The organism is Eudoraea adriatica DSM 19308, assembly GCF_000382125.1.
In the GTDB taxonomy this organism is placed as follows: Bacteria; Bacteroidota; Bacteroidia; order Flavobacteriales; family Flavobacteriaceae; genus Eudoraea; species Eudoraea adriatica.
Map to the genome: position 1 here is coordinate 460,279 of NZ_KB907547.1, position 14,570 is coordinate 474,848.

At 37.7% G+C, this 14,570-nt stretch carries 9 protein-coding genes; 1 reads left to right on the plus strand and 8 read right to left on the minus strand.

The genetic code is table 11. The features are described 5' to 3' along the window. Window positions 1-112: 112 nt before the first annotated feature. Both G504_RS0105695 and uvrC read right to left on the minus strand, forming a co-directional pair. Window positions 113-2,368, minus strand: a complete 2,256-nt coding sequence (locus G504_RS0105695; RefSeq protein WP_019669186.1) for a patatin-like phospholipase family protein — start codon at window positions 2,366-2,368, stop codon at window positions 113-115. Window positions 2,369-2,385: 17 nt separating this feature from the next. After that, window positions 2,386-4,173 (minus strand): excinuclease ABC subunit UvrC, encoded by a 1,788-nt coding sequence (uvrC, locus tag G504_RS0105700; protein WP_019669187.1) that lies wholly within the window; start codon window positions 4,171-4,173, stop codon window positions 2,386-2,388. A gap of 510 nt (window positions 4,174-4,683) precedes the next feature. Between uvrC and G504_RS0105710 the strand changes: the two genes are divergently transcribed. Next, a complete protein-coding gene (locus tag G504_RS0105710; protein WP_019669188.1) occupies window positions 4,684-5,244 on the plus strand; it encodes a 5-formyltetrahydrofolate cyclo-ligase in 561 nt (186 codons plus the stop codon). Here G504_RS0105710 and G504_RS0105715 read toward each other — a convergent pair. The 6 genes from G504_RS0105715 to gdhA form a co-directional block, all read right to left on the minus strand. Further along, complete coding sequence (locus tag G504_RS0105715; RefSeq protein ID WP_019669189.1) at window positions 5,241-5,861, minus strand: lipoprotein signal peptidase; 621 nt, start codon at window positions 5,859-5,861, stop codon at window positions 5,241-5,243. The genes G504_RS0105710 and G504_RS0105715 overlap by 4 nt on opposite strands. 220 nt (window positions 5,862-6,081) lie before the next feature. Next, window positions 6,082-6,465: a TraR/DksA family transcriptional regulator gene (locus G504_RS0105720; RefSeq protein ID WP_019669190.1), complete on the minus strand. Its 384-nt coding sequence runs from the start codon at window positions 6,463-6,465 to the stop codon at window positions 6,082-6,084. A 4-nt stretch (window positions 6,466-6,469) separates the two neighbouring features. Continuing rightward, the gene (gene ileS, locus G504_RS0105725) at window positions 6,470-9,871 is read right to left on the minus strand and encodes an isoleucine--tRNA ligase (RefSeq protein WP_019669191.1); all 3,402 of its coding nucleotides are present in this window, start codon (window positions 9,869-9,871) and stop codon (window positions 6,470-6,472) included. Between the two features lie 77 nt (window positions 9,872-9,948). Beyond that, complete coding sequence (locus G504_RS0105730; RefSeq protein WP_019669192.1) at window positions 9,949-12,360, minus strand: TonB-dependent receptor; 2,412 nt, start codon at window positions 12,358-12,360, stop codon at window positions 9,949-9,951. 1 nt (window position 12,361) lies between these two features. Continuing rightward, window positions 12,362-13,081 carry a DNA repair protein RecO gene (recO, locus tag G504_RS0105735; protein ID WP_019669193.1) on the minus strand — a complete coding sequence of 240 codons (720 nt, stop codon included), beginning with the start codon at window positions 13,079-13,081 and terminating at the stop codon, window positions 12,362-12,364. Window positions 13,082-13,206: 125 nt separating this feature from the next. Further along, window positions 13,207-14,550 (minus strand): NADP-specific glutamate dehydrogenase, encoded by a 1,344-nt coding sequence (gene gdhA / locus G504_RS0105740; RefSeq protein ID WP_019669194.1) that lies wholly within the window; start codon window positions 14,548-14,550, stop codon window positions 13,207-13,209. Window positions 14,551-14,570: the final 20 nt, after the last annotated feature.

Sequence of the window (14,570 nt, forward strand, 5' to 3'; positions counted from 1 at the left end):
TCAATTCTGGTTTCCAGCATTAGCTTTATCATATGTTACAAATATCGGAAAAAACTACCAATCTTCGTAAAAACGAGGGGTAATTCCCCTCAATTGAAACCCGGATAAACTTCTAGAACCAATAACCAATACTGAAGAAAAAATTACCATCATTCAATTCCGGAGTCCACGAGTACATTACCTGCACGGGGCCAATAAAAGAATCCCATCCATAGGATATTCCGTAACCTGAAAAATCGGGCAGGGTAAACCATTCCCCGGTTCTAAATAGATCGTCTTCAACATTTGCGATATTTACCGAAAGCATCATATGATGATTCTTTATAAATTCATAATCCAGACGCCCATAAGCCTTGACATAACTATTACCTGGTAAACTCAAAAAATCATATCCTAAAAAAGGAACAAAATTATTGATAAGATCATTTCCATAACCTCCCAAAACAAAATCCAATGCTTTTACTTCAGAATTGCCCAGTTTAAAACCCCCTTCGGTCTCGAGGTTAATTGAAAGTTTATTACTTATTGGAAATGCAGCCCCCATTCTTGCCTTTGCAATGGAAAACTCTTTGAAGTTATTATTAAAATCTGAAGAAAATAAATACAAATGAAAATCACCTTTAAAATACAGTCCTTTTGAGGGAAAGTATCTGTTATTATAAGTGTCTAGTATTAATTTTCCATAAGTGCTAAAATAATTGCTGTTTTCAAAAAATATACGCTCGTTAACAGTTCCTGTTGGCGGCACCGTATCCTGGTTGCTAAATGTCCTTGAACTATACTTCAATAACTTATGCTCTAAACCCATAATGAAGGCAAATTCTTCCCTGAAAACAGTCTGGACGTATAACTGATTTGTGAAATCAGATACATCAAGGTTTATTTGATTAATATTATCATCATTAGGGACCGCAAAATTAGAACGGATTACCTCATAATTAGCATCATATCTAAAATCATTAAGTCGTGAATTTATTCCGAAACTCCAGTAAGATCCTTTATCCAGGTAATATTGAAAGTTATATCTAATATTGTCTCCAAGGGCAAAATCAATTGAGGCAACATCATCCTTCATTAAAAAATTCTTTTTGGTAAGATTTACCAGTGCGGCAGTCTTGTATAAATCATCGTAATGAACCCCAAGCCTCAAATAAGCCTTATTGGGATTTTCTTTCAATTTCAGAATCAGGTCTTCACCCAGGCCATTTGAAACCAGTTCATATCTAATTGTTGAAAAATTGTTAGTGGCAGCAAGATTGCTAATCCCTTGCTGCAGTTTTTCAAAAGTGGTTTTTAGAGGTAAGTCCATTCGCAATTTTCCTTTTACGTATGCGCGCGAATAATTTATATTCCCTTCAAGGATTAGTCTATTGATTACTATGGAGTCCTTTGGAATTATATTCCTTAGCTCTTTGTCCGGGCCCTTTTGCCTAGCCGCCAATTCTTTTAAGGCATCGAGCTGTTCAAGGGCCGCAAGCCTGCCGTTTTCAATAATGGCATCAGCCAAATCAAAATCCATAACGGAATAGTTTTCAATATCGGGCTTAATATAAATATCTGTTTCCATGGCCTTTTCCTTCATTTTCGCAACCGTTCTAAAGCTATTTAGCTGAAGTAATATTTCAGTAGCAGACTGTAAATTCTCACGGCTTCTTAGATCGTGCTGAACGTCAACACCTATAATGATATCTGCACCCAGCTTTTTAACTTCCAGGACCGGATAATTATTAATTACCCCTCCGTCGATTAAAATTTGACCGTCTATTTCGGCAGGTTCAAATAAAGATGGAAATGTGCCGCTGGCCATTACTGCTTCCGGAAGATATCCTTTGTTAAGTACTACTTGATCACCACTTTCAATATCTGTGGCAATGCAAAAAAAAGGAGTAGGTAAGTCATTAAAATCGTTTACATCCTTTACGTGATACAGTAGTCGCACGAGTTCATTGTAAATTCTTTGCCCACCAGAAATAGCTGAAGGGAACGATATTTTAAATTTATCAAAAGGAAGTGTAAGTGCATATCTCTCAGAATCTTCTTTTTCATAAAACGTCTTGGCTCCTCTCGGAAGGTTGTCCTGAATGAGATCATCAAAATCGGCCTCTCTGAATAATGAATCCAACTCATTTGCAGAATATCCGGAGGCATACAATGCTCCAACAATAGCTCCCATACTAGTGCCCCCAATATAGTCAATTGTAATGCCTGCTTCTTCTATAACTTTGAGTGCCCCTATATGCGCCATCCCTTTGGCTCCTCCACCGCTCAGGACCAAACCTACTTTTGGTTCCTTGTCCGGCTCATTTTTTTGGGCCCAGCCAATCCCAACACATACTAATAACGTCAGAATCAAAGCTAATTTTTGCATTAGGTTAAGATATGGGATTAATGGAAGTTTTCATAAATTTTCTTTGCCATAGTATGTCCGACAGTTTTCGAAAGATCTTCGATTGAAGCCTTTTTAATCCTGTTTACAGATTTGAAGTTTTTAAGCAACTCTTCTGCCGTTTTCTTACCTACCCCATGTATGCGTTCCAATTCAGAATCAATAGCCGCTTTACTTCTTTTATTTCGGTGGAAATTAATGCCAAATCGATGTGCTTCATTTCGCAATTGTTGTATTATTCTCAGTGTTTCCGACTTCTTATCCAGATATAATGGGATAGGGTCATTGGGGAAGTAAATCTCTTCAAGCTTTTTTGCAATTCCAATTATTGCTATTTTTCCTCTCAGTCCCAACGCATCAAGGCTCTTGACGGCTGAAGATAATTGTCCTTTACCCCCATCTATTACAATAAGCTGGGGCAAGCCCGAATCTTCTTCCTGCAATCTTCTATAGCGCCTGTATACAACTTCCTCCATTGATTTAAAATCATCAGGGCCATCCACTGTTTTAATATTAAAGTGCCTGTACTCCTTTTTAAACGGTTTTCCGTTCCTGAATACAACACAGGCTGCAACAGGGTTACTTCCCTGAATATTCGAATTATCAAAACACTCTATATGCCTTGGCTCTTCAGCAAGACGTAAGTCTTTCTTCATTTGAGCCATAATCCGGTTTGTATGTCTGTCCGGATCTGTAATCCTTACTTGTTTAAATCTTTCTTGTCTATAAAACTTTGAATTTCTTTCGGACAGCTCCAGGAGCTTTTTTTTGTCCCCCAGCTTTGGGACAACAACCTTGACATCATCGCCAATATTACATTGAAAAGGGAGCAAAAGGCTTTTGGACCGGGAATTAAATCGTTGCCTTATTTCTACAATTGCCAGCTGTAATAGTTCTTTATCAGTTTCTTCCAGTTTCTTCTTTATTTCCATGGTGTGCGACCGGATTATGGATCCATGTGAAAGTTGAAGAAAGTTTACATAGGCAAAGGCATCATCTGAAATAATACTGAATACATCAACATTGTTTATTTTAGGATTTACAATTGTAGATTTAACCTGATAATTTTCCAATACCTCAATTTTGTCCTTGATACGTTGTGCCTCTTCGAACTGCATCTCTTTCGCAAGAGATTTCATTTGTGTTTTGAAATAATGCAGGGAGGATTTAAAATTACCTTTTATAATTTGTCTTATATCATCAATCTGTTTATGGTATTCTTCGGAATTTTGAAGTCCTTCACACGGTCCTTTACAATTTCCAAGATGATATTCCAGACACAATTTATATTTCCCGGCATCAATTTTTTCGGGAGATAAATCATAACTGCAGGTGCGCAAAGGATAAACGCTTTTTATAAGCTCAAGTAGAATTTTTACCGTTTTCATACTGGTATATGGCCCATAATACTCAGAACCATCCTTTATTAGCTTCCTGGTAGGAAATATTCTCGGAAAACGCTCATTTTTAATGCAAATCCAGGGATAGGATTTATCATCCTTGAGCAGTACATTATATCTTGGCTGGTATTTTTTTATAAGGTTATTCTCCAGAAGTAAGGCATCAGATTCCGTTTTAACAACTATGTGTTTCAAAGAATCTATCTTCTTAACCATTACGCGAGTCTTTCCGTACTCGTGTGTTTTATTAAAATAGGATGAGACCCTCTTTTTAAGGTTCTTTGCCTTACCCACATACAATATCTTACCATCTGCATCATAAAATTGATACACCCCGGGACTGTCGGGCAAGGTACTAAGCTTAATCTCTAATGGTATTCCGGGCATAAACCAGTTTTCATTGTAATTTTCTTCTCTACAAAGGTAAGTTACAATACAATTACTATAAAGTTCATATCCTCTTATTAAGTTTAAAATCACCCGGGTTTAAATCAAAAAATAATTCGGTCTTGTTTACGGTTAGCGACTACAATCCGTTAAATGCTATTAACACATATATTTTATGATAGGCATTTGAAGTTATCCTAATTACTTATAATTCAATTATTTAACTCTTTAGGCACAAGAAATTTGAATCATTTCCTAAGGAGTACGGTGTTAAGAAAATTGTAAAAAATGTGTATTTCATCGATTAAATTGTGCTCTTTATAGGATAATTGACATTTATTTATTTATATTTAGAGCGTTAAACTCAATTACTGCATGGAAAATTATGTCATCACTTTAGGTATGTACCTTATTTTGATGCTATTTTTTAAAATATATTTTGCTGTTGCAGCAAAAGATTAATTTTATTAAAATAGTTCCCCAAACTAGCTACAGGTTTAATCGGTATTTATGCTAAAAAAAGAGCTTCGATTAAGCTACCTTCAATTAAGATATGAATTGTCTTCAGAAACAATTTCTAACTATAGTTTAGAAATTGCAAACAGTTTGTTGGATTTACCTGTTTGGACTTATAATTATTACCACCTTTTTTTATCAATTACTGAAAATAATGAAATTGACACCAGTTTCATTTTATCTATTCTACAGGGAAAAGACAAAAATATTGTAGTCCCGAAAGTACTTGAGAAAACCGGACTGATTCATTATTTACTTACGGACAGTACAGTCTTAAGGAAAAACAAATGGAATATTCCGGAACCTGCAGAGGGACTAGAGGTATCCCCTCTTAAAATAGATGTCGTATTTATTCCTCTTTTGGCATTTGATAAACAAGGCTACCGGGTGGGTTATGGCAAAGGATTCTACGATAAGTTTTTAAAGGAATGTCGTGAGGACATTGTAAAAATTGGCCTCTCCTTATTTGAACCGGTAGATAAAATAAGTGATATAGAGAAGCATGATATTTCAATGGATTACTGCGTTACCCCTAAGAAAGTCTATACTTTTTAAGGCTCTTTTTTACCAAAAGCCTTTTTATTGAATACTATTAATATTCCTACTCCCGTGCTGATAGCGGTATCTGCCACATTAAATACCGGCTCAAAAAAGCGAAAATTATCGCCGCCAACCAATGGAACCCATTCGGGCCAATTTGTGTCAATTAGGGGAAAATAAAGCATGTCAACCACTTTGCCATAGAATAAACTGCCATAGGGCTCCTCTGAAAACCAGCTTGCTACCTGATTATAGCTGTCATTAAAAAGTATTCCATAAAATAAGGAATCAAGAATATTCCCAAGCGCACCGGCAAAAATTAGCGATACTGCAGCAATTAGTGTTGCTGTTCCTTTCTTCCTGATAATGTCATATAACCAATATCCAATTCCGACTATTGCAAAAAGGCGAAAAACCGTGAGGACCAGTTTGCCAATTTTATCAGATACCGGTAATATATCACTCAATTTTGCACCCCAGGCCGCACCTTCATTCTCAATAAAAAGAATTCTAAACCAGGAAAAAACTTCCATGGATTCTCCAAGTTCAAAATTTGTTTTAATGTATATCTTACTGATCTGATCTATTAGTAAAACAATTGCTATAATAAGCAGGGACCTCTTTATTTTCATTCTTTTTCAAAATAGATTCGGCTAAAATAGGGATTATTCCACCAACAAAAGGTAAGGGTGTTCCATTTTAAATAGACATAGGGGAAATTTGACAGGAACTGACCACAGGGCATACTAATGCAGCAGGCAGAGGAGGCTTCATAAATCTAAGGCTATGCGCATGCTGAAAACCTAAATTCTCTGAAGAATAACTATAAAGCGATAAATAAGGGTATGCCTTTTATTTTTGCATATTTTTGGCCTCAATGCTCAGTGTAGCATGGGGCACCAGCTTCAGGCGCTCTTTATTAATAAGCTTGCCCGTTACCCGGCAAATACCATAGGTCTTATTTTCTATTCTGAGCAATGCATTTTTAAGGTCCCGAATGAACTTTTCCTGACGTATTGCCAATTGCGTATTCGCTTCTTTGCTCATTGTCTCTGAACCCTCTTCGAAAGCCTTAAAAGTTGGAGAGGTATCATCAGTGCCATTATTCCCATCATTCATATATGAGCTCCGGAGCAGTTCCAGATGACTTTTTGCTTTCTCAATCTTTTCTTCTATCAGTGCCCTAAATTCTTCTAATTCTTTATCGGTATACCTTACTTTTAAATCTTGTCCCATAATTTTAGTGTTTTTGGATAGACAATTTTGTGTTTACATCATCAAAGGTAATGGCCAGGCCATCTTCCATTTGTTCTTCAAAATTTAGTTCTGAGGCTAAGGTTTCGTTTTTAATATAATTCATATTGCTCTTAACCGCTCTTTCGACTAAACCGTCTTTTAATATTCTAATATCTATTTTATCAGTTACTTCAAAACCAGAATCTTTTCTAAGGTTTTGTATTCTATTTACAAGCTCTCTGGCGATTCCCTCCTGTTTGAGTTCCTCATCAATGGTTATATCAAGAGCAACCGTAAGAGAACCTGCACTGGCCACCAGCCAGCCTTCTATATCCTGAGAAGATATCTCTACATCTTCTAACTCTAATATAATACTTTTATTTTCTATTTGAAGTGAAATTTTACCTTCACGTTCAATTTCCTGAATATCTTTTTGATCCAGTTTGTTCACTGCGGCACTAATCAGCTTCATGTCTTTACCGAACCTAGGGCCAAGTACTTTGAAATTAGGCTTAATACGTTTTACCAATATTCCTGAGGCATCATCCAAAAGTCTTATTTCTTTTACATTAACCTCTGTTTTTATCAAATCTGCCACAGCTTCTATTTCCGAACGCTGTATTTCATCCAAAACGGGGATCATAATTTTCTGCAAGGGTTGGCGCACTTTGATTTTTTCTTTCTGTCGAATAGATAATACAAGGGAAGATATGGTTTGCGCCTTTTGCATTTTACTTTCCAATTCCTTATTTACAAATTCAGCCTTAAATTCTGGAAAGTCAGCCAAATGAACACTCTCAAAAAGATTTTTGCCCGTGGCTCTGGTTAAATCTGTAAACAACCTGTCCATAAAGAATGGCGCAATTGGTGCTGAGAGCTTGGCAATAGTAACTAAACAGGTGTATAATGTCTGATATGCAGAAACTTTGTCTTCCTGGTAATCTCCTTTCCAAAATCTTCTCCTACTTAAACGAACATACCAATTACTCAGGTTTTCCTGCACATAATCAGAAATGGCCCTTGCTGCTCTGGTAGGTTCATAACTATCATAAGCCTCATCCACCCTTTTGATCAAGGTATGTAATTCTGATAAAATCCATTGGTCAATCTCCGGACGGTTTACCAACGGTATTTCTGCCTCTGAATAAGTGAATTCGTCAATATTGGCATAAAGAGAAAAGAAAGAATAGGTGTTGTAAAGTGTTCCGAAAAACTTCCTTTTTACTTCGGCAATGCCCTCCTTGTCAAATTTGAGGTTATCCCATGGGTTGGCATTGGAAATAAGGTACCAACGCGTTGCATCGGGCCCATATTCCTTTATAGTCATCCATGGATCTGCTGCATTTCCGAGTCGTTTAGACATTTTTTTGCCTTCCTTGTCAAGCACTAATCCATTGGAGACGACATTTTTATAAGCCACGGAATCAAAAACCATTGTTGCAATAGCGTGCAAGGTATAGAACCAGCCCCTGGTCTGGTCAACCCCTTCTGCTATAAAATCTGCCGGAAAAGTCTCACGCCTATCAATACGCTCTTTATTTTCAAAAGGATAATGCCATTGTGCATAGGGCATGGAACCGCTGTCAAACCATACGTCAATAAGGTCATTCTCGCGCTTCATTGGTTTCCCTGAATCTGAAACCAGGATAATCCGATCAACAATATTTTTATGAAGATCTATCTTATCATAATTCGCTTCACTCATGTTTCCTACTTCAAAATCCGCGAAGGCTTCAGATTTCATAAAACCGGCCTTAACAGATCTGGCCATTTCACCTTTCAATTGTTCTACGGAACCAATAATAATTTCTTCATTGCCATCTTCCGTCCTCCAAATTGGTAATGGTATTCCCCAAAATCTAGATCTTGAAAGGTTCCAATCGTTTGCACTCGAAAGCCAATTTCCAAATCTCCTTTCCCCGGTAGCCTTGGGTTTCCAATTAATGGTTTGATTTAGTTCATACATACGTTCCCGGACATCGGTTATTTTTATGAACCAAGAATCCAGGGGGTAGTATAGTATTGGTTTATCTGTGCGCCAGCAATTGGGATAACTGTGCACATATTTTTCAACTTTAAAAGCTTTGTTTTCTTCTTTTAACCGTATGGCAATTTCAACATCAACAGAACGTTCCGGAGCTTCCCCGTCTTTGTAGTACTCATTTTTGACATACTTACCCGCCAAATCACCCATTTCTCTGCGGAATTTGCCTTGCAAGTCAACCAATGGGACTGGATTGCCGTTTTCATCCAACACCAACAAGGGGGGTACAGGCGGATCTGCCTTTTGGGCCACCTGCATATCGTCTGCACCAAAAGTGGGCGCAGTATGAACTATTCCGGTACCTTCCTCCGTCGTAACAAAATCACCTTCTATAACTCTGAACGCGTTTTCAGGATTCGCGTAAGGTTGTGCATAATCAATTAGCTGTTCATATTTTATTCCGGTCAGATCTGCTCCTTTACAGGATCCGCATACCAGGTAAGGTATTTTTTTATCCTCCTTAGAAAAAGACAACAGTTCGCTTTCATTTTCAACCTCAATAAATTTGCCGGTAAACTGCTGACTAATCAGATTTTTAGCCAGAATAACAGTAATTGGCTTAAACGTATATTGATTGTATGTTTTTACCCAGGCGTATTCAATTTTTGGCCCAACGGTCAACGCAGTATTTGAAGGAAGTGTCCAGGGGGTTGTTGTCCATGCCAGGAAATAGAGTTCATTTTTTAACGGCTCCAGGAATTCAGGCAGTGAACTATTTATAATTTTAAATTGAGCAGTTACTGTTGTATCTGTTATATCCTGATAGGTCCCCGGCATATTCAATTCATGAGAACTTAAACCTGTACCTGCTTTTGGTGAATATGGCTGAATGGTATAACCTTTATAGATAAGTCCTTTGTCGTAAATTTGTTTTAACAACCACCAAACAGTTTCCATGTATTTGGGCTTATAGGTGATGTACGGATCATCCATATCTACCCAATACCCCATTTTTTCTGTAAGGTCGTTCCAGGCATCTGTATAGCGCATTACTGCTTTTTTACATGCCTCATTGTATTCTTCAACGGATATCTTTACGCCTATATCCTCTTTTGTAATTCCGAGTTCTTTTTCTACACCCAGTTCTATTGGCAGACCATGTGTATCCCAGCCCGCTTTTCGCTTAACCTGAAATCCCTTCATAGTCTTATACCTGGGGAATATATCCTTGATAGTCCGGGAAATTACATGGTGAATCCCTGGCATTCCATTTGCAGAGGGCGGTCCTTCATAAAAAACATAGCTTGCCTGTCCATCTCTTGAGGAAATACTTTTTTCAAAAATATCCCGGGATTTCCAAAATTGGAGTATTTCTTCTCCAATCTCAGATAAATCTAACCCCTTATATTCCGCAAACTTCATACAAATAGTCTCCTTTGGTGTAAATTAAGGCTGCAAAATTAAGGAATTAGAATGAAATTATTGGTCCTATTCCAATCTCAAAACCGAAAACTTGCTCCTAGAATAAAATTAATTCCTGCAGCTGTAATTCCGGATGAATAAGGACGATACCTTTGATTGGTTAAATTCTCAACGGCGAATGTCAATTTAAAAGGATCGGCAACTTGATATTGAGACCTAAAATTTAAGGTATACCAGGAGGGTGAATAAGGGTTTCCATTTGCATCTTTAGCATAGATATAACTTTTATTTATCTCAGAAATCGCCAGGTTTTCAAAAGAAATTTCGCCATTGTAATTCACAAAAAGGTCGGCTTTCAACTTTTGGTTTCTCCAAATAAGGTGAAAATCACCGAAGGTTGGGGGAGTATGTCTGCCGGGAGTATCATTGCCATTTGCATCCTCTTCGATTCCCTCAGTGAAAGTTAAATTAGACAGGATTGAGAAATTTTCAGAAAGAAACGCCTGTAAACCAATCTCCAAACCATAAACATATGCATTAGAAGCATTTTGAATGGCCTGTACATTACTTAATTCCCCATTGTAAATAATTTCATCTTCGCCGTTAAACAGATAATCCCTTCTGACCAGAGCGTCTACCAGATAGGTGTAATATGCTGCGCTTTTAAGCACTACCTTATCCTTAAAATTCTTTTGTACTCCAAATTCAGCGTTATAGGCGTATTCCGGTTTTAGATCGGGATTTGGCACTACTACTGAACCTGGCTCAGAATCAAACACCTTGCCTATATCATCTATATTTGGGGCCCTAAAACCCGTACCTCCGTTAAGTGTGAACTGCAAGTCGGCTTTAGGAAACCAGCTAAACCCTATATTTCCTGTAAAAGCCCCATTATTCAGATCTGCATTGTCAAAAGGAAAAGGATAGAAAGTTGTATCAAAATCTGCATTAATCCAGACATGGCTATATCGAACGCCGGCCAACCATGTGAAATTTGGTTTAGCTTTGAATTCACTATTCAAATAAGCTGCAAGGGACTGCCAGTCAGAGCCATCCGGATATCTGGATTGGGCGGGTTCCACAAATCCTGTTTCAATATTGGTTTGGCTCCCAACCGAACCTACTTTATTAAAAATATATTCCGCACCGTAATACAATCTTAAATTTCCAATTTTCTTGTTTTCAAAGTCAACATTTAAGGAAAATGCATTTATATTTTCTTTTGTAGTACTGCGAATAGGGTCCTGAAATTGCCTTTCATTCCTGCTTTCCTTAAAATTCTGGAATGCTCCGGTAATTCGTAACCCATCATAAAATCTACCCCTGCCTTTATTGGAAACCTGAATGTTTCCCATAAACCACTTCTGTGGTCCATAAAACCATTCTGCTGAAAGCAATCCGTTTCCACTGCTGTCTGGTCTTATAAGTCTATCGTATCGGGAATAATCTGAAGTGCCTGATAAAAACAATCCCAAATCATAATTCCAATTATTATTTGGTCGGTAGGCTATTTTTTGCATTAGGTTAATCTGATTATAGCCTGTTGGGATCTGGTTACGCGGATTTTCATTTTCGATTAATACATCCTCCCCATTTATTCGTTTTACATATTGTTCCCGAAGATAAGAATCAGGACCATGCCGGCCCATTTTCAGGTCATTAAAGTAATTGTACGAAGCACTGGTTAAGAAAGCCCATTTTTTTAACCCAATATTTATGTTAAAATGCCCTGTATTCTCATCATTCCCGGAAGCATATCTGTAATTCATGCCCCCGGATATGTCCAAACTATCAACAGTTGAAAATTGCGGGTCATTCGTAATAAAATTCATTACTCCACCTATAGCATCACTTCCATATATTACAGACCCGGGTCCAAAAACCACTTCGGTATTCTTAACTGTAAAAGGGTCTATGGATATAATATTCTGAATATTACCTCCCCTAAAAATGGCATTATTCATGCGCACTCCATCCACCGACAACACCAACCTGTTTGTTGCAAAACCTCTTATCATAGGACTTCCACCGCCTAACTGACTTTTCTGCACAAATATTTTCCCGCTGTTTTGCAGGAGGTCTGCTGAAGTCTGTGGATTTGTAAATGCTATTGCCTGTGCGTTTATGGAAACTATTTTTTGTGGTATATCTTTCTTTTGTTGTTCCCACTTGGAAACGGACATTACCACTTCATCTAACTGTTCCCTCTTTAAACTAAGATAAACCTTGCCACCTCTTCTTACCAGCAGTTGCCTGGTGGTTTTTTTAGTTTGATAACTAAGGTGCCTTATTGTAATTCGTTCGTTGGGGTTAAAAACAGATATATCACATTTTCCGTCAAAATCAGAAAGGGCGGTTTTTGATTTATCATTATTGAAAAGAGCTACATTAATTACGGGCTCCTTTGTTTCTGCATCAAGGATTATTATATCCTGACCAGAAATTAGGTTAGTAAGCAGAAGTATAATAAGAAAAATTCCCCTTTGCATTTTAGCTAAAGACTTCGTTCAAAATAGCGAGCGATCTGGGTTTTTTAAATCCGTGCAAATGTACTTCAAAATAGAGTACGAGGGATTTTAATAATTCTTGCCTGGTTTTTTTGCCCATCCTGACTTTGTGGATAGCATCAAATTTTATGCCTAAAAATGCTTTGAAGTTTTCAAGGGCTTCTCCTTTTAGAACCGGATTAATCCCCGGCATTTCAATAAATGCACCTTCAACCAAATCAAAATACGGATAATTTATATTCGATTTAGCCGGATAAAACCCGAGATATTTTGATAAACCCAACATAAAAAACAAATGAAAGTTATTTATATTATGGTGTGTATCCATCCATTGAAGTGATGCTTCCATAAAGTGGAACAGGTCCTTATTTTGCTCTTCTTCAAAAATGCTGTTGACCAGAATTTCGGACAAAAATAAGATCATTGCATTTTTAGCGATATCTGTATGAACACTTTGGTAGGGATAATTTACTTTGGCATCAATGAGCCGTTCTAAAGTACCTTTGTTTTTGTGATTCACAACTATTTCCAGTTGCGTTAGGGGTTGAAAGTAAGCGGTTTTTAATTTCCCCCTTTTTGAGGCTAAAATTCCCTTGAGAAGATATGATTTTAGCCCATCCGAATAAGTAAAGGCTTTAACAATTAAACTTGTATCTCCATACTTTATGGAAGATAGCACTAAAGCTTTCGTGGAAATTTGCATTTATTGCGCTTAGAATAATGCAAAGATAGGTTGATTTAACAAAAAATTAGAAGGGCGGTTTCAGAAATTGAAGCTTTCAAAAAATTGAAGTTCATTCCCTGAAACCGCCCATTATCTGATTAGAATTAAATAACACCTTGTGCAAGCATGGCATCTGCTACCTTGACAAATCCGGCAATATTAGCCCCTTTCACATAATTGCAATATCCATCATCTTCTATGCCATATTCAATACAGGAATCATGAATATCTTCCATAATTCCGCGTAGTCTTTCATCTACTTCTTCCCTTGTCCAACTTATCCTTAAGGAGTTCTGCGACATCTCCAGACCCGAAGTAGCCACACCCCCGGCATTAGAAGCTTTACCCGGTGCAAATAAGATTCTGCCTTCATGAAATACATGAATTGCTTCAGGAGTTGAAGGCATATTAGCACCTTCAGCAATGCATATACATCCGTTGGCAACCAAATCTTTAGCATCATTTCCATCCAGTTCATTTTGGGTAGCACATGGCAGCGCAATATCGCATTTAACTCCCCATGGACGTTTCCCTTCATGATACGTAGCCGATTTATATTTTTTCACATATTCAGATATTCTGCCGCGCTTATTATTCTTGAGATCCATAACAAAGTTCAATTTTTCATTATCAATCCCATCCTTATCATAAATATATCCGCCTGAATCCGATAATGTCAGTACTTTTCCCCCCAACTGCAAAATCTTTTCAGCAGCATACTGAGCGACATTTCCAGATCCTGACACAACAACCGTTTTCCCTTCAATTGTCTCATTCTTTGTTTTTAACATGCTCTGAGCAAAATATACAGTGCCGTAGCCGGTTGCCTCAGGACGAATTTTAGAACCACCCCATGACAATCCCTTTCCGGTAAGAACACCGGTGAACTCATTTCTAATCTTTTTATACATCCCAAAAAGGAAACCTATTTCCCTGGCTCCTACTCCTATGTCTCCTGCCGGAACATCTGTATTAGGCCCTATATGCCTGCATAACTCGGCCATAAAGGCATGGCAGAACCGCATAACCTCATCATCTGATTTTCCTTTAGGATCAAAATCTGAACCTCCTTTGCCCCCTCCCATTGGAAGGGTAGTCAGACTATTTTTAAACACCTGTTCAAAAGCAAGGAATTTAAGAATGCTGGCATTAACAGATGGGTGAAAACGCAATCCTCCCTTATAAGGCCCTATTGCGGAATTCATTTGAATGCGATACCCCCGGTTTACATGTATCTCGCCATCATCATCCACCCAGGAAACTCTAAAGGAAATCAACCGCTCTGGTTCAACCATTCTTAGCAGGATGTTCTTGCCGTAATAGATTTCATGTTGGACTATGTAAGGAATTACCGTATCGGCAACCTCCTGCACGGCTTGAATGAACTCCGGTTCATGACCATTCCGGGTCCTCACCTCATCCATAAATGCATCAATTGTTGTGTTCATATCAAATTTAATTAGCTATG

Bases quoted from the DNA above. Each gene is read 5' to 3' on its own strand.
- ileS (WP_019669191.1), bottom strand. From the start codon at position 9,871: ATGAAGTTTGCGGAATATAAGGGGTTAGATTTATCTGAGATTGGAGAA.
- G504_RS0105730 (WP_019669192.1), bottom strand. From the start codon at position 12,360: ATGCAAAGGGGAATTTTTCTTATTATACTTCTGCTTACTAACCTAATT.
- G504_RS0105715 (WP_019669189.1), bottom strand. From the start codon at position 5,861: ATGAAAATAAAGAGGTCCCTGCTTATTATAGCAATTGTTTTACTAATA.
- uvrC (WP_019669187.1), bottom strand. From the start codon at position 4,173: ATGCCCGGAATACCATTAGAGATTAAGCTTAGTACCTTGCCCGACAGT.
- G504_RS0105695 (WP_019669186.1), bottom strand. From the start codon at position 2,368: ATGCAAAAATTAGCTTTGATTCTGACGTTATTAGTATGTGTTGGGATT.
- recO (WP_019669193.1), bottom strand. From the start codon at position 13,081: ATGCAAATTTCCACGAAAGCTTTAGTGCTATCTTCCATAAAGTATGGA.
- G504_RS0105720 (WP_019669190.1), bottom strand. From the start codon at position 6,465: ATGGGACAAGATTTAAAAGTAAGGTATACCGATAAAGAATTAGAAGAA.
- G504_RS0105710 (WP_019669188.1), top strand. From the start codon at position 4,684: ATGCTAAAAAAAGAGCTTCGATTAAGCTACCTTCAATTAAGATATGAA.
- gdhA (WP_019669194.1), bottom strand. From the start codon at position 14,550: ATGAACACAACAATTGATGCATTTATGGATGAGGTGAGGACCCGGAAT.